Source organism: Yoonia sp. R2331 (assembly GCF_041103235.1).
Taxonomy (GTDB): Bacteria; Pseudomonadota; Alphaproteobacteria; order Rhodobacterales; family Rhodobacteraceae; genus CANMYO01.
On sequence record NZ_JBGCUN010000001.1, the window covers coordinates 22431 to 38254 of the forward strand.

Here is a 15824-nt window from a genome sequence, read left to right on the forward strand (position 1 = left end):
TTCTGGCCAAAATAATCCCGGGGAGGTCTGGAGGGGCAGCGCCCCTCCAGCGTCGCGACGCATGCAATGCGGCGCAAACCAAGTCAAAGGGCACCACACATGCAAAATAGCTTCATCGCCCGCAACCCTTCGGTCCTTTGGTTCCTGGCTGCCCTGGGCCTCTTCACCTTCGGCGTGACGATCCTGTCAGAGGCGACCGGCCTCGGCCTGATCTCCACCTCCTTTGTCAAGACACTGGGCAAAACCCTTTGCCTCTGCCTCATCGCCATCGCGATGGACGTGGTCTGGGGCTACTGCGGCATCCTCAGCCTGGGCCACTTCGCCTTTTTCGGCATCGGCGGCTATGCCATCGGCATGTGGCTGATGTACGCCCGGACCGAGGCAATCGTGCTTGACAATCTCGCCTCCCAAACCATCCCCGCCACCCCGCAAGAGATTTCGGACGCCATTGGCAACCAGATCTTTGGCGTGGTCGGTTCGTCCGAGTTTCCCGTGATCTGGGCCTTTGCCGATAGCCTGATCCTGCAACTGGCGATGGTCGTCCTGATCCCCGGCGCGCTGGCGCTTGTCTTCGGCTGGCTCGCCTTCCGTAGCCGCGTCACGGGTGTCTACCTCTCCATCCTGACCCAGGCCATGACGCTGGCGCTCTCGCTCTACCTCTTCCAGAACGACAGCGGCTTGCGCGGCAACAACGGCCTCTCTGGGCTGCAAAATATCCCCGGGTTCGAGGCAACGCCACAAGCCACGATCTCCATCATCTTCTTCCTCGCCTCCGCCTTTGCCCTTGGCGCGGGCTACCTGTTCTTTGCTTGGGTGGTCTCAGGCAAAATGGGCAGCGTCGTGCAAGGCATCCGCGACAATGAGGCGCGCGTGCGGTTCCTCGGTTATCAGGTCGAGCACTACAAACTCTTCATCTTCACCATCACCGCAGTGGTCTCCGGCATCGCGGGCGCGCTTTACTACCCGCAAGCGGGCATCATCAACCCCGGTGAAATCGCCCCCATCGCCTCGATCTATCTGGCGGTCTGGGTTGCCATCGGCGGACGCGGCCGGCTCTACGGCGCCGTCATTGGGGCCGCCTTTGTCTCGCTCCTCTCAAGCTGGTTCACCGGCGGAAGCGCGCCCGATATCAACCTCGGGTTCTACACAATCCAATGGACCGACTGGTGGCTGGTGCTCTTGGGCCTCTCCTTTGTGGTCGTCACGCTTTACTTCCCCAAAGGCATCGGCGGGCTCTTTGACTATCTGGTAAGGAAGCCATCATGATCGCCACACTTCTCGAGGTCTCCGGCGTCACCGTCACCTTTGACGGCTTCCGCGCCATCAACAACCTCTCGATCCAGTTCCCGCCTACGGGTCTGCGCGCGATCATCGGCCCCAATGGCGCAGGCAAGACCACCTTCATGGATATCGTCACCGGCAAGACCAAACCGGATGAAGGCCACGTCATCTGGGGCGAAGAAAACGTCTCACTCCTCGGGTTGTCGGAATCCGATATCGCCACCCGTGGCATCGGGCGCAAATTCCAGAAACCCACCGTGTTCGAGGCGCAGACCGTCCGCCAAAACCTCGCGATGGCGCTCAAAAACCCGCGCAGCCCTTTCGCGGTACTCACCCACCGCAAGACGCCACAAAACGCCGCCAAGATCGAAGCCATCGCCGATGAAATCGGCCTGACCGACAGCCTGACCCGCATCGCCGGAGAGCTTTCTCACGGCCAAAAACAATGGCTCGAAATTGGGATGCTGCTGGCCCAAGATCCGCGCCTTTTGCTGGTCGATGAACCCGCCGCAGGCATGACGGTCGAGGAGCGTGAGAAGACCACCGACATCCTGCGCCGCGCCGCTGAAACCCGGTCCGTTGTGGTGGTCGAACACGATATGGAATTTGTCCGCCGCCTCGATTGCAAGGTCACTGTCCTGCACGAAGGGGCTGTGCTGGCCGAAGGCTCGCTCGACCACGTCACATCCAACCAAACCGTCATCGACGTCTATCTGGGGCGCGGCCATGCTTGAAGTCAGCAACATCAACCTGCGCTACGGCCAGTCTCAGATCCTCTATGACATCAGCCTGACCGCCCAGCCGGGCCAGATCACAGCACTGATGGGCAACAACGGCGCGGGCAAAACCAGCCTCTTGAAGGCCATCGCCGGTCGCCACACCGCCTTTGACGGGCAGATCACCCTGAACGGCCAATCGGCCCAATTCGGCAACCCGCACCAAGCGGCCCGCGCAGGCATTGCCTATGTTCCGCAGGGGCGAGAGGTCTTTGCGATGATGACCGTGCAGGAAAATCTGGAAACCGGCTTTGCCTGCCTGCCCAAGGATCAGCACATGATCCCCGACATGATCTTTGACCTCTTTCCTGTGCTCAAAGACATGCGTGCGCGCCGGGGTGGTGACCTGTCCGGCGGCCAGCAACAGCAACTTGCGATCGCGCGGGCGCTGATTGCGCAGCCGAAAGTCCTGCTTCTGGATGAACCCACCGAAGGCATCCAGCCCAATGTGATTGAACAGATTGGCGACGCCCTCCGCCTGCTGCGTGAACAGGGCAATATGGCGATTGTCTTGGTCGAACAGAACGCAGATTTCGCCTATGCGCTGGGCGATGCCTTTACGCTGATTGCATCAGGCCGTCACCAGATGTCTGCGGCCAAGTCAGAGCTGTCAAAGCCTGATCTGATCGCCGAAATGGCACTCTGAGCCGCGTCGGTTCATGACCCCTCTGCCATGGGTTTCCGTCCCAACACCCGTTGCTGATACAGCGCCGTGACCTGTTCCTTGCGCGCCGCGATCATCTCGGGCGAGGCGGGCTGCCGCGACCGTTCCAACGCCGCATAGGCAGCATAGGGGTTGTGCGGTTCCTGCGCGCGGGCCGCACTGTTTCCGGTGAGCGAGATATCGTCCAGATCGTGCCCCTGATATTTTGATCCGCGTGGCCCAAAGGGCGGCGGGCCATAGCTGTTGTCACGCGGGTCAGACGGCAGCACCATAAAGACCAGCATCACCACCCAGCCAAGTGGCACCAGATTAATCAGATACCAGAACCCCGACTTGTCCGTGTCATGCAACCGCCGCACCGTGACGGTGAACTGCGGGATGATGTTCACGATCAGCCAGAAGCTGGTGAAATAGCTGAACGGGTTCAGGCTGACGGGCTGGAACGGGTCATAAAGATAGACGTCAAACGCCAAGGCGGCACAGGTGATGATGATATACATCAGGAAATACCACCAATACTCTGACCGCGTCGCGCGTCCGCGCAGCGTAAAGTATTTGCTCATCACTGAATCGAGTGCTGCAAAAGGTCCCATCTGCCTGTCCCTTGGGTTGTGTTCCCGTCAGGCTAATGCGCGGCCAAGGCGCAAATTGGAACGGAACAGGGCAATTCCGGGGCCGCCCTGATCCATATCAGCTTTTGGCTGTCTTGCTGCCGATCTTGGTCTCTGTGCCTTTGCGCAACCGCTGGATATTGCCCCAATGGCGCCCATAGATCAGCAAGCCCAGCAGACACCCCAGAATGAAAATCTGGCCCTGCGCGACCAGCACAGCAGCAATCGGTGTCCAGCCTGCCGTCATCAGTGCCGCCAGCGACGAATAGCGCGACACCGCGGCCGTCAAAAGCCAGATCGCGCCCGCCGCCAGCCCCGCAGGCCATGCCAGCGCAAAGATCACGCCGAAATAGGTGGCGACTCCCTTGCCGCCACGAAACTTCAGCCAGATCGGAAAGCAATGACCGACCAGCGCGGCCAGTGCTGCGACCTGTGCCGCCACCTCGCCGCCCATCGCGTATCCCACGGCTACAGCTGCGGCCCCTTTCAGCGCATCAAAGATCAACGTGAGTGCTGCGGCTTTCTTGTTGCCTGTGCGCAGCACATTGGTGGCCCCGATATTGCCCGACCCGACCTTGCGCAAATCGCCAAGGCCCATCACCCGCGCCAGCAAGACGCCCGACGGGATCGTACCCAGCAGATAACCGATGATCGCCACGATCATCAGCACATTCACCGCCACATCCATGACCGGCATGTCAGAGCCTCCCGCTCACCTCGACCCCATCCACCCAGGTCCCCAGAACCTTGCCCTGCAACCGCGCACCGTCAAAGGGGGTGTTCTTGGATTTCGACTGCAGTGTTGCACGATCCAGCACAAAAGGCGCATCAGGATCAAACAGCACCAGATCCGCCGGACACCCGATCCGCAGCCGCCCCGCCGCCAGCCCCAGCCGCCGCGCGGGGTTCAGCGCCATCGCCCGGAAGAGCTGTGGCAGGGTCAGGTGCCCTTCGTGGTACAACCGCAACGCCGCCGGCAGCAGTGTCTCAAGGCCGACCGCCCCGCTTGCGGCCTCTTCAAACGGCAACCGCTTGCTTTCTTCGTCCTGCGGTGTGTGCATCGAACTGATGATGTCAATCAGCCCATCCGCCACCGCCTGCACCATCGCCAACCGGTCATCTTCAGACCGCAATGGCGGTTTAAGCTTAAAGAACGTCCGGTAGTCCGCCACGTCCAATTCGTTAAGCGTCAGATGATGCACGCCAATGCCTGCAGTAATATCCAGCCCGTTGCGCTTGGCGCGTTCCAGCGCGGGCAGGGCGCGGGCTGTGGTGATCTGATCGGCGTGATACTTCGCCCCTGTCATCTCAAGCAGACCAATGTCGCGGTCCAGCGCCATGCGCTCGGCCATCGGTGACACACCGGGCAACCCGCGCAGGCTGGCGAACTTGCCGCTGGTCACCGCAGCACCTTCGCTTAGCCCCGGTTCCTGCACATGGGCAATCACCAGCGCGTCCAGCGAACGGGCATAGGTCAGCGCGCGCGAAAAAACCTTGGTGTCCGCCACCACCCGGTCGCAATCGGTGAACGCCACCGCGCCCGCGTCCTGCAAAAACCCGATCTCGGTCATCTCGCGCCCCGCGCGCCCCTTGGTCAGGGCCGCCATCGGCAGAACATGCACCGGCGCGTCTTCCTGTGCGCGGCGTTCCACGAACTCCAGCGTCTCGGGCGTGTCAATTGCAGGCAGCGTATCGGGCCGCGTGACGATCGTCGTCACACCCCCTGCCGCCGCCGCGCGGCCTGCACTGCGAAAGCTTTCCTTGTGCCGCTCACCGGGCTCGCTGACCTTGACGCCAATGTCGACAATCCCAGGGGCCAGACACATACCGCCACATTCAATGACCTGCGCCCCTTTGACCTTTGGTGTGTCCTCATAAACCCCCGTAATCACCCCGTCCTCAACCAGCAACGCCCCAAGGCTATCGGTCAAGGCCACCGGCTGGATCAAACGGGCATTGGTGAACAGGGTTTTTGTCATGTGCGGCTCTTCTCAGCAGTTCCGCACGGTGTATGGACCACAGCGCACAGGGTCAATCACCCTGCGTTTTGCGCTACCACATCATCGCAACCGTATCGCCTGCTGCCCAGTTGTAATACAGCCTGATCCGCAGCTTGTAGCTGCGCCCTTTGATCAACCGGACCGTGAACCGCGCATTGCGGTCAAAGCCGCTGTCGTCGTCGCCTTTTTGATAAACCGGTGTGCCGTCGATATCCTCAAACAAGACCATCACTGTGTCCGACCGCCCAAAGGTGGAAAAGGTATAGTCGCGCGAATGTTCCGGGATCACCGCGAAATTGGCCTGTTCCCCTGCCATCAGCGACAAGCGTTGCGATTCAAACGGCTTCATTTGCCGCATCCCACCCTCTCGGGCCATCGGCGGATAGAACCGTTGCACGACCTCCTTGTCCTTGTCCGATAATCCCAGGGCCGGGTTCAACCCGCCCCGGAATTGCGTTGGCTGGTCTATCAAACCGGCGGCAAAGGCATAATGCATCACCGAATCCGGGTTCCAATTGCTGCCATCCACCGATGACGGGTCCAGCGTGTTCAGAATGTTGTTGTCGGTCTTCGCCTCATCCCAGGGCGGGTTCTGGGTGCGGGCGAAATAGTCGTAAACCGCCTGCCGGTTCCAGATAATGCCCGCATTCGGGTTCTGGTGTTCGTGCTTGAAGCCCAACGCATGGCCGATCTCGTGGATCGCGGTATCCAACCCGTTGGACCCGCTCTGCGTCAGGTCCCAGCCAAAGTTCATCGTGCGCTCGGCCTGACCGATGCGCAGGGCGACAGTCCCGACATAGGACCAGGACCCGACGTTGCGCTGAAACCCGATCCGCAACTCGGCATCAGCGATGTCGCTGACCTCTTCGAACGTCAGCCCGATGCCCACGTCCTTCCAGACGTCAAAGGCCTCTCGGACGACATCCTGCTGTGCGCGGGGACCGCCGAACAACCCGTCATCAAACATGAAGTATTTGATGTTTGTGCCATTCACCCATTTGTCCCCGGTGGCCAAAATGGCGTTTTCTCGATCCGGCGAGATGCCGTCTTCAAAATCCCGCTTTGGCAATTCCGGCAACGCACAGAAATGCCCGATGTCATCGTTGTCGCCGTGCTGATGGTCATGCCGATAGGTTGTTACGGCGTCTGACAGCCGATCCTCTAATTCTTCAATACGGTCTTCCAACTCCGCGATGCGGGTTGTCTGGGTAGGTCGCGCGGCCATGGCGGGACTCCTTTTAATCATTGTCTTCAAATGTGGGGGGCGCGATGAAATATATGCGGCCCGGTCGCTTCAATAGGAAAAGTGTAACATAATACGGCGCTCCGGTCATCCGGGCCGTTTGTCCCGCCCAATGACCCACGCGAGTTCCAACGCTGCGAAAAAGATAAAATTGAGCGAAACTCAAAGACTAAGAAAGCGTTAAAAGACGGCGGTGGATCAGGCCGAAATGATGCAACTTTGACCGCTGGACTTGGCGCGAAATGGAAATCGGTCGTCAGCAGGGGGGCCGTGATTGAAAATGTTGGGCACGGCACGGGAAAACCGGACACTGGACTGCCGTGGCACAGCAGCCCTTCACCATTGTCAAGCCAATAGACCCATTTCCATTCGCGGACGTACTTTTGCGATCCGGATTTTTCAACCATCGCCTGCGACAGGTTCCAGCGACGGGATTGCGGAAATCTGCAAAGGCTGACCCAATCCCACATCTTGTGGTCGTGACGGGACCGTCTGGGTTAACCGAAATTCAGACGGGCGGCTGCATGGTCTGTGTATGGGATGTGCATGGTTTGTGCATCACCCGGAACGGGACGCACGGTGCTATCCGCCGACCCACACCATCAGACCCACCAGCAGCATCATCACCACAAGTGCGACCATCGCGACCATGCCACCGATCCGGGCGTCTGACTTGGCGGGCTTGCCGGCAATGGGTTCGATAACTCCCTGAGAAGACAGGCTTTCCAGCGGCGGTGCGACGGACAGTTGCGCCTTGTCGCCCAGCGTCGTGACGTGTTTCACACCGGCACCAAGGGACAGTACGGTGGTCTCTCCGCCCGCGGCCCGGCTCATCATCAGCACTACGATGCCTTCCAACCCTTGCAGCATCGCCAGATCAGCCGCATCGGGCGTGATGTCATAGCCATGCTGCAGAAAGTCGGTTAGGGTCATGTCACCCAGGGCTTGGGTGTCGAAAACGTCAATGAAATCAGCGTCTAAGCCTGTCACGCCAAAGGTGTCGGTCAGCGCATCCGCGTCCTTATCCACCAGCCCCGGCGGCACCGGGCCAGTGACCGCGAAAACACGGATTTGCCCGTGGTCGGTGGCGGGGATTGTCAGGCTCATGCCATCACGCCCTGCGCTGATTTTCTGTTTTCTTTCAAGTTTCTAGCCAGCAAATCCATCGCCGCCATCCTAACCGCGACACCCATTTCAACCTGTGTCTGAATGACGCTGCGGTTAATGTCATCGGCAATGGTGCCATCAATTTCAACACCTCGGTTCATCGGGCCGGGGTGCATCACGATGGCGTCGGATTTTGCATGGGAAAGCTTCGTAAAATCAAGGCCATAGCGGTGAAAATACTCGCGCTCGGATGGAATGAACCCACCATCCATCCGCTCTTTCTGAAGGCGCAGCATCATCACCACGTCCACGTCTTTCAGGCCTTCTTCCATATTGTCAAAGACCTCAACCCCGAACTCTGAAATGCCGCTTGGCATCAGGGTTGGCGGCCCGATCAACCGCACCCGATTTTCCATCTTGCCCAATAGCATGATGTTGGATCGCGCAACGCGGGAATGGGAAATATCCCCACAAATTGCTATACTTAGCCGATGCAGGCGGCCCTTGGCGCGGCGGATTGTAAGCGCGTCCAGCAGTGCTTGGGTCGGGTGTTCGTGCCGCCCGTCTCCTGCGTTCAACACCGCGCCATTGACCTTTTGCGCCAACAAATCAACGGCCCCCGAATGCGGATGCCGCACCACCAACAAATCAGGGTGCATTGCATTCAGGGTCAACGCCGTATCAATCAGCGTTTCACCCTTTTTGATCGAACTGGCCTGCATTGCCATGTTCATTACGTCAGCACCCAGTTTCTTGCCCGCCAACTCAAAGCTCGCCTGCGTCCGGGTCGAGTTTTCAAAGAACATATTGATCTGCGTCAGCCCGGCAAGCACGTCCTTGTGGCTGCGGCCCGCGCGATTGTGGTCGGCATATTGATCAGCAAGATCAAGCAGTTCGGTGATTTCATCCGGGGCGAGGTGTTCGATACCAAGCAGGTGGCGGGCGCGAAAGGACATGGGCGGCCTCTTGTGATTTCCCCGCCTTATAAGAGAGCCCGCAAAGCGCGGCAATGGCGCGTCCTGCGGCGGTTTTGCAAGGGGCTGCCATTTGCCTCAGAGGCTGGGTAAGTTGGCGCATGGAATCGGCAAATACATATTGGGCAGACCGTGCCTTGCTGGAATGGTACATCGATCTGGGCGCTGATGAGGCGCTGGAAGAGACGCCAATTGACCGCTATGCCCTGAATGTTCCACTCGAAAAGCCCGTCCAACCCGTTGAAAAAAATCCGGAAATTTCGGCACCTGTGGTGCAGGCCGAACCCGACGCTGTGGCCGTCGCAACTGCCGCTGCCGAAGCCGCGCAAGACCTTGGGCAGTTGGCGCAAGTGATGCAGGACTTTGACCTTTGCGAACTCAAGCGCGGGGCCAAGTCCTTTGTCTTCTGCGATGGCCAACCCGGTGCGCGGGTCATGGTCGTAGGCGAGGCACCGGGCCGTCAGGAAGACATCGCGGGCAAACCCTTTGTTGGACAGGCCGGGCAATTGCTTGACAAGATGCTGGCCGCCATTGGGCTGGATCGCGCTGCCCAAAACCTCACCGATGCCGTCTACATCACCAACGTCATGCCCTGGCGGCCGCCGTCGAATGCAACGCCCAGCCCTGAGGAAATCGCGATGATGTTGCCGTTTTTGCAGCGCCACATCACGCTGGCGAACCCCGATGTGCTTGTTTTGATGGGAAATACGCCATGTCAGGCCCTTTTGGGCCGTGCCGGGATTACTCGTATCCGCGGCACTTGGGCAGAGGCCGTGGGCCGCCCCGCATTGCCCATGTTCCACCCCGCCTACCTGCTGCGCCAAACCGCCGCCAAGCGAGAGGCTTGGGCCGATCTGCTCACGCTCAAGGCGCGGCTAAAGGATGCCACATGACCCAAATTGATGAAGCCCGCCAATTTGTTGCTGTGCGGATTGCCGTTCTGACCGTCAGCGACACGCGCACGGCGGAAGATGATCGGTCAGGCGACGTGTTGGTGGATCGGTTGACCGGCGCGGGCCATTCCCTTGCGGCGCGGCACATTCTGCCCGATGACCGGGATCAAATCGCAGAGCAATTGCGGCTCTGGTGTCAGAACCCTGACATTGACGTGGTGATCAGCACTGGCGGCACCGGCCTGACCGGACGTGATGTCACGGTCGAGGCGCATCGCGACGTCTACGAGAAAGAGATCGACGCCTTTGGCACGGTTTTCACCCATGTGAGCATGGCAAAAATCGGCACCAGTGCTGTACAAAGCCGTGCGACAGGTGGCGTCGCACATGGCACATATCTGTTTGCGCTGCCCGGATCGCCTGGGGCCTGCAAGGATGCTTGGGATGAGATTTTGGGCAAACAGCTCGATTTTCGGCACCGGCCCTGCAATTTCGTCGAAATCATGCCGCGACTGGACGAACACTTGCGACGGAAATGACGTGTCATCACGTTTGATCCTTGGGCTGCTGGTCAGCGGTCCATAATGCGCTACCGTTTATGGCGGACGAAAAAGGTGGCTCGGCATGCGATTTCTACGGCGATCATTGATTGGGATATTTCTTCTGGCGGTCACGCTGGGCCTGATGGCGCTTGCGGCGAACACCGTGCGCGGCGCGGTCGAGGCGCGGATGAACGCAGAGCCACGCAGTTTTCCGCAGCGTGAGCGGGTCTTTGCAGTCAACGTCGTAACATTGACCCCACAAACCCTGACGCCCGAATTGACCGTTTTTGGCGAATTGCGCAGCACCCGGACGCTGGATTTGCGAATGCCTGTAGGCGGTACGGTACTGCAGGCGGCAGACAGCTTTGTGGAAGGCGGCGATGTAGCGCAGGGCGATTTGCTGATCGCGATTGACCCGACAACAGCCAAAGCCGCTCGGGATCGCACCGCGGCGGATTTGCAGGACGCCGAGGCCGAGCTGCGCGATGCAGAACGTGGCTTGCTTTTGGCGCAGGATGAACAACAGGCCGCAGAAGAGCAGGCAGCGCTGCGCAAGACGGCGCTGACCCGTGCGCGTGATCTGCAATCCCGCGGCGTCGGCACCGCGGCGGCGGTCGAGACCGCCGAACTTGCGGCCTCTTCGGCCGATGCCGCGGTTCTGGCGCGACGACAATCGCTTGCCAGCGCCGAAGCGCGCGTTGACCAGTCAACCACGCGTCTGGCCCGCGTGCGTATTGATTTGGCTGAGGCGGAGCGCACGTTGAATGACACAGAAATGTTTGCGGTTTTCGACGGCATGTTGTCAGAGGTGGCCGTGGCCCTTGGTGGCCGTGTTACGGCCAATGAACGCGTGGCGACCTTGGTTGATCCTGACCAGCTAGAGGTCGCGTTCCGGGTTTCCACCTCGCAATACGCGCGGCTTTTGCAGGATGGCCGCTTGCCGAACCTGCCAGTGTCGGTCCGTCTGGATGTCTCTGGCGTTGATCTGGTGGCCGAGGGGCGGATCAGTCGCGAAGGCGCAGCCGTCGCCAGTGGGCAGACCGGGCGACTGATCTTTGCCCAGCTTGACGCGGCCCCCGGCTTTCGCCCCGGTGATTTTGTGACCGTCAGCGTGGCCGAACCGCCGTTGGACAATGTCGCCCTTGTGCCCGCGACCGCCGTGGCGGCGGATGAAACCGTTCTGGTGGTGTCGGACGACAACAGGCTTGAAAGCCGCGAGGTCACACTGCTGCGGCGGCAAAAGGATGATGTGATTATCCGGGTTGGTCCGCTTGCCGGGCAACAGATCGTGGCCGAACGCTCGCCACTTTTGGGGGCCGGGATCGGCGTGCGTCCGATTGACCCTGATGCGGCGAATGCGCCACCTGCCGAACCGGAAACCGTGGCGCTTGATGCAGAACGACGCGCCAAACTGGTGGCCTTTGTCGAAGAAAGCAGCATGCCCGCAGAGGCCAAGGCACGGGTGATGGCGCAACTTGAGCAAGATGAAGTGCCGGCAGACGTCGTGAGCCGCCTTGAAAGCCGGATGGGCAGCTGATGGCATACCGCGAGGCGACATCAAGCAATCTGGGCAGCCTGCTGTCCTACTTCACGCGGCACAAGACCATCGCCAATCTGCTGCTCTTGCTCATGCTCGCAGCAGGGTTGATCGCCTTCCCCAACATGCGGGCGCAGTTCTTTCCCGATGTGGTGGTCGATGACGTCGATATCACCGTGCGGTGGGATGGCGCAGGCGCAGAAGCCGTCGATGAAGGCATTGTGCAAATTCTTGAGCCAGCGCTGCTGGCGGTCGACGGGGTCACCGCGTCCTATGCCCGTGCGACTGAGGGGCGCGCATCCCTGACGCTGGAGTTTGAACCCGGAACGGAGATTGAGACGGCCACAGAAGACGTGCAATTCGTGCTCGACAGTACCACGAACCTGCCAAGCGACGCCGAAGACCCTGAAATCCGGCGTGGTGGCTGGTCTGACCGGGTGACAGATGTCGTCATTTCCGGACCGGTGAGTGTCGATCAACTTGCACGCTTTGCTGACGAACTGGTGGTCCGGCTTTTTGCAGCGGGCGTTACGCAGGCCAACGTCCGTGGCGTTGCTGCCCCATCGACCGTGATCGAAGTGCCGTCGCTGAACCTGATCAAGCATGACATCACCATGGCCATGATTGCCGACCGCATCGCGGAAGAGGCGGTGGGCGACCCTGCGGGCGATGCCGGGGCTTCACGTGTCCGGACAGGTGTGGCCAAGCGCACGGCAGAGGATATCGCGGCCGTCGTGCTGCGCTCGAACCCTGACGGGTCCAGCCTGACGGTCGGCGATGTGGGCCGCGTTGTGGTCGAAGGTACGGACCGCAATCAGGCCTACTTTGTGGGCGATGACCCGGCTATTCAGGTGCGGGTCAACCGGTCATCCACCGGCGATGCAATCGGTCTTCAGGAACAGGTCGAAGAGGTTGCAGCAGAGATGTCGGCGACCCTGCCGCAGGGGGTCGAAATCCAACTGACCAATACGCTGGCCGAACAGATCACCGGACGTCTGAACATCCTGATGGACAACGGGTTGATGGGGCTTGGTCTGGTGCTCGGCCTGTTGTTCCTGTTCCTGAATGCCCGCACCGCGTTGTGGGTGGCGGCAGGTATCCCGGCGGCGATGCTTGCCGCGATTGCGCTGATGTATGTGTTCGGGATCACGATCAACATGATCTCTTTGTTCGCGCTGATCATCACGCTGGGGATCGTGGTGGACGACGCGATTGTTGTGGGTGAACACGCCGATTTCCGGGTCAGGCAATTGGGCGAAACACCCGTCGTGGCGGCAGAACGTGCAGCGGTGCGTATGTTTAGCCCGGTCTTTTCGGCCACATTGACCACCGTCATCGCCTTCTTTGGCCTCGTGATCATCGGGGGGCGGTTTGGTGACCTGATTGCAGATATACCGTTCACTGTGATCGTGGTGTTGGCCGCGTCACTGGTCGAGTGCTTTCTGATCTTACCGCACCACCTGGCTCATTCGATCCAGCGCGGCAATGATCGTCCGTGGTACGACTGGCCGTCCTACATTGTGAACAAGGGTTTTGATTGGGTCCGGGACAAGCTGTTCCGCCCCTTCATGGCAGGTGTGATCTGGGCGCGATATCCGGTTGTGGCAGGCGCGCTTCTGATCCTTGCCAGCCAAATGGCCCTGTTCATTCGGGGTGACGTGCAGTGGCGGTTCTTCAACGCGCCGGAACAAGGGCAAGTCACGGGCAACTTTGCGATGCTGCCTGCTGCCACACGCGACGACACCGTTGAAATGATGCGTGAAATGCAACGTGCTGCAACCGAACTCGGCGCGCAGTACGAAGAACGCTATGGTGCCAATCCCGTTGATTTCATGATCGCGCAGATCGGCGGCAACTCTGGCCGTGCGATTGCCGGATCTGACCAGAAAGACACCGATCAACTGGGTTCGATTTCAATCACTTTGATCGACGCTGACAGCCGTCCCTATTCGAGTTTCCAATTTGTCGGTGAACTGCAAGAGACCGTCCGCCAGCACCCGATGGCCGAAACCGTCAGTTTCCGGTCATGGGGCCGGGGGCCCGGTGGCGATAGTCTGGATATTCAGATGTTTGGTGCCGAACCAGAGCAGTTGAAGGCAGCAGCAGAGGCGCTCAAATCCGAGCTAGCGCAGTTTGGCGAGATCAGCGGTCTGGAAGACAGCCTTGCATATGACAAAGAGGAATTGCTGTTAGACCTCACGCCGCAAGGTCAGGCGCTGGGGCTCAATATCGACGGGCTGGGTCGGGTTTTGCGCAATCGGCTGGGCGGGATCGAGGCTGCGACTTATCCCGTTGGGCCGCGATCTGCAGCGATCCGTGTGGAACTGCCACCCGGAGAGCTGTCGGCGGATTTCTTGGAACGCACCCTTATTCGCACCGATACCGGCGACTATGTGCCGCTGGGCGATGTGGTGACGGTCACCAGTCGCACCGGGTTCTCTGTCGTGCAGCGTGAAAATGGCATCCCGCTGATTTCTGTGACTGGCGACTTGGATGATGAAGACGCCGAACGCGCCAGCGACATTCAAAGCATCATCAATGAAACGATTCTGCCTGACATTCAGGAACGCTTTGGCGTGGACACACAGCTTTCGGGGCTAAGTGAGCAGGAAAGCCGGTTCCTGACCGACGCGCGCAACGGGCTGATCCTTGTGCTTTGTGGCATCTTCCTGTCGCTTGCCTGGATTTTTGGGTCGTGGACACGGCCTTTGGTCGTGATGGCGATCATTCCATTTGGCCTTATCGGTACGATTTATGGCCATAACCTGTGGGGCATCCCGATGAGCATGTTCACCGTGGTGGGGCTGATCGGGATGACCGGGATTGTGATCAACGACAGCATCGTCCTGGTCACAACAATCGACGAATACGCCAAGGAACGTGGGTTGGTACCTGCGATTATTGACGGGGCGTCGGACAGATTGCGCCCGGTCCTGCTGACCACGTTGACCACGGTCCTTGGGCTGTCGCCACTGCTGTACGAAGGGTCCAATCAGGCAGAGTTCCTGAAACCGACTGTAGTGACCTTGGTCTTCGGTTTGGCCTTTGGGATGTTGTTGGTGCTGCTGATCGTGCCGTCACTGATGGCGATGCAGGCAGATGTCGCCAAACAGGTCAGATCGGCCCGCCGCGCGCTGCGCGGCCGCCGTCCGGCCATGTACTTGCCGGCCATGATGGGAGCGGTCTTGGCCGTGGGTCTTTTTGGCGTCACCGTCGGCCCCGTTCTGTGGACGGGTGCGGCTTGGGCGGCAGCTGCAGACCTCGTCCCGCTGCTACATGGCGGGCTTGGACCCGCGTTTGGGGTGTTTGTCGCAGGGTTGGGGGCTGTGCTGACGGGTCTTTATCTGGTCACCGCCATCGGCTTTGGTTTGCGCCGCGCACGTTAGCCTGCGGCGCAGCCTTGAATATCAACTGCGTGGTCTGATCCCAGCACGGTGATCCGCACGGCAGAGCGATCAAGCGCAAAGCCATTACCGGTCATATGAACCATGTCCACCGTGGCCGTCAGTTCCGCACCTGCGCGGGCCACGTCAGGCTCTGACACCCAGATTTGCGGATCGCCTGCCTCGACCACCACATGTTCGGTCGCCCCTGCTTGCGGCATCGTCACGCGCGCGGTGAGTGTCAGGCCGTCCGCCGTTGGTTGCACAGCGCAGGTCGCGTTGGTCACCGAAGCCTCTGTGGCCGTCATCGGGCGATTCACCAGCGCCGCCACGATCTGCGGATCACGCTTGCCAACATCTGGCAAGGCCAGTTCAAAGGGCAGGCGAACCGGTACACAAATCTCTTCACAGACGCCAATGTCCATCACGCCGGACAGGCCGATTTGGCCACTGGAGTCAGGCGTCAGCTCTATCGGCACGACCACACTGTCGGCATACCCGACCGAGCGCATGCCAGCTTGATCAAAGACATCCGGGACGGGCCACAAAAACCGTGCACTTTCGATGTTGTCAGAGCCCGAAAAATCAATCTGCGGCGGGATGCCCGCATCACCCGGTGCACGCCAATAGGTCTTCCATCCGGGCGCAAGTGTGATTTTGAGCCCCGCCATATGCGTGCCATCCACCGCACGCCATCCAGGCAGAACCTCAAGCAGGGCAATCTGGTCAAAACCTTGGGCGGCAAGGGGCGTCGCCAAAAGGCAAAGGGCGGTGGCAAAGTGTTTCATCCCTTTTCCATCGGATATTCGCGCT

General features: G+C 60.0%; 14 protein-coding genes. 7 read left to right on the forward strand and 7 right to left on the reverse strand.

The features are described 5' to 3' along the window. Positions 1-99: 99 nt before the first annotated feature. From urtC to urtE, 3 genes are read left to right on the forward strand one after another with little or no spacing between them, the layout of a single operon-like run. Positions 100-1266, forward strand: coding sequence for an urea ABC transporter permease subunit UrtC (gene urtC / locus AB3Y40_RS00095; protein ID WP_369436770.1), 1167 nt, complete (start codon positions 100-102; stop codon positions 1264-1266). Next, positions 1266-2015, forward strand: coding sequence for an urea ABC transporter ATP-binding protein UrtD (urtD, locus tag AB3Y40_RS00100; RefSeq protein WP_369439569.1), 750 nt, complete (start codon positions 1266-1268; stop codon positions 2013-2015). Before urtC ends, urtD begins: the two co-directional genes overlap by 1 nt. Then, entirely contained in the window at positions 2008-2703 is a 696-nt protein-coding gene (gene urtE / locus AB3Y40_RS00105) for an urea ABC transporter ATP-binding subunit UrtE (RefSeq protein WP_369436771.1), read from the forward strand. Before urtD ends, urtE begins: the two co-directional genes overlap by 8 nt. Before the next feature lie 11 nt (positions 2704-2714). On the opposite strand, the gene AB3Y40_RS00110 is transcribed toward urtE, so the two are convergent. From AB3Y40_RS00110 to AB3Y40_RS00135, 6 genes are all read right to left on the reverse strand, one after another. After that, entirely contained in the window at positions 2715-3284 is a 570-nt protein-coding gene (locus AB3Y40_RS00110; protein WP_369436772.1) for a DUF805 domain-containing protein, read from the reverse strand. Positions 3285-3411: 127 nt separating this feature from the next. After that, entirely contained in the window at positions 3412-4029 is a 618-nt protein-coding gene (plsY, locus tag AB3Y40_RS00115) for a glycerol-3-phosphate 1-O-acyltransferase PlsY (RefSeq protein ID WP_369436773.1), read from the reverse strand. A gap of 1 nt (position 4030) precedes the next feature. Continuing rightward, positions 4031-5311, reverse strand: a complete 1281-nt coding sequence (pyrC, locus tag AB3Y40_RS00120) for a dihydroorotase (protein ID WP_369436774.1) — start codon at positions 5309-5311, stop codon at positions 4031-4033. 73 nt (positions 5312-5384) lie between these two features. After that, positions 5385-6557 carry a matrixin family metalloprotease gene (locus AB3Y40_RS00125; RefSeq protein WP_369436775.1) on the reverse strand — a complete coding sequence of 391 codons (1173 nt, stop codon included), beginning with the start codon at positions 6555-6557 and terminating at the stop codon, positions 5385-5387. A 600-nt stretch (positions 6558-7157) separates the two neighbouring features. Next, positions 7158-7682: a hypothetical protein gene (locus tag AB3Y40_RS00130; protein WP_369436776.1), complete on the reverse strand. Its 525-nt coding sequence runs from the start codon at positions 7680-7682 to the stop codon at positions 7158-7160. Continuing rightward, on the reverse strand, positions 7679-8638 hold the full coding sequence (locus tag AB3Y40_RS00135; RefSeq protein WP_369436777.1) for an aspartate carbamoyltransferase catalytic subunit: 960 nt from the start codon (positions 8636-8638) through the stop codon (positions 7679-7681). Before AB3Y40_RS00135 ends, AB3Y40_RS00130 begins: the two co-directional genes overlap by 4 nt. Positions 8639-8757: 119 nt before the next feature. Here AB3Y40_RS00135 and AB3Y40_RS00140 point away from each other — a divergent pair, with 119 nt between their 5' ends. From AB3Y40_RS00140 to AB3Y40_RS00155, 4 genes are all read left to right on the forward strand, one after another. Beyond that, positions 8758-9549: a uracil-DNA glycosylase gene (locus AB3Y40_RS00140; RefSeq protein WP_369436778.1), complete on the forward strand. Its 792-nt coding sequence runs from the start codon at positions 8758-8760 to the stop codon at positions 9547-9549. After that, a complete protein-coding gene (moaB, locus tag AB3Y40_RS00145) occupies positions 9546-10088 on the forward strand; it encodes a molybdenum cofactor biosynthesis protein B (protein ID WP_369436779.1) in 543 nt (180 codons plus the stop codon). The genes AB3Y40_RS00140 and moaB overlap by 4 nt, the downstream gene beginning before the upstream one ends. Positions 10089-10173: 85 nt before the next feature. Then, positions 10174-11628 (forward strand): efflux RND transporter periplasmic adaptor subunit, encoded by a 1455-nt coding sequence (locus AB3Y40_RS00150; protein WP_369436780.1) that lies wholly within the window; start codon positions 10174-10176, stop codon positions 11626-11628. Next, positions 11628-15014 (forward strand): efflux RND transporter permease subunit, encoded by a 3387-nt coding sequence (locus tag AB3Y40_RS00155; protein WP_369436781.1) that lies wholly within the window; start codon positions 11628-11630, stop codon positions 15012-15014. The genes AB3Y40_RS00150 and AB3Y40_RS00155 overlap by 1 nt, the downstream gene beginning before the upstream one ends. Here AB3Y40_RS00155 and AB3Y40_RS00160 read toward each other — a convergent pair. After that, positions 15011-15799 carry a protein-disulfide reductase DsbD domain-containing protein gene (locus tag AB3Y40_RS00160; protein WP_369436782.1) on the reverse strand — a complete coding sequence of 263 codons (789 nt, stop codon included), beginning with the start codon at positions 15797-15799 and terminating at the stop codon, positions 15011-15013. The two genes, AB3Y40_RS00155 and AB3Y40_RS00160, sit on opposite strands and share 4 nt — an antisense overlap. Positions 15800-15824: the final 25 nt, after the last annotated feature.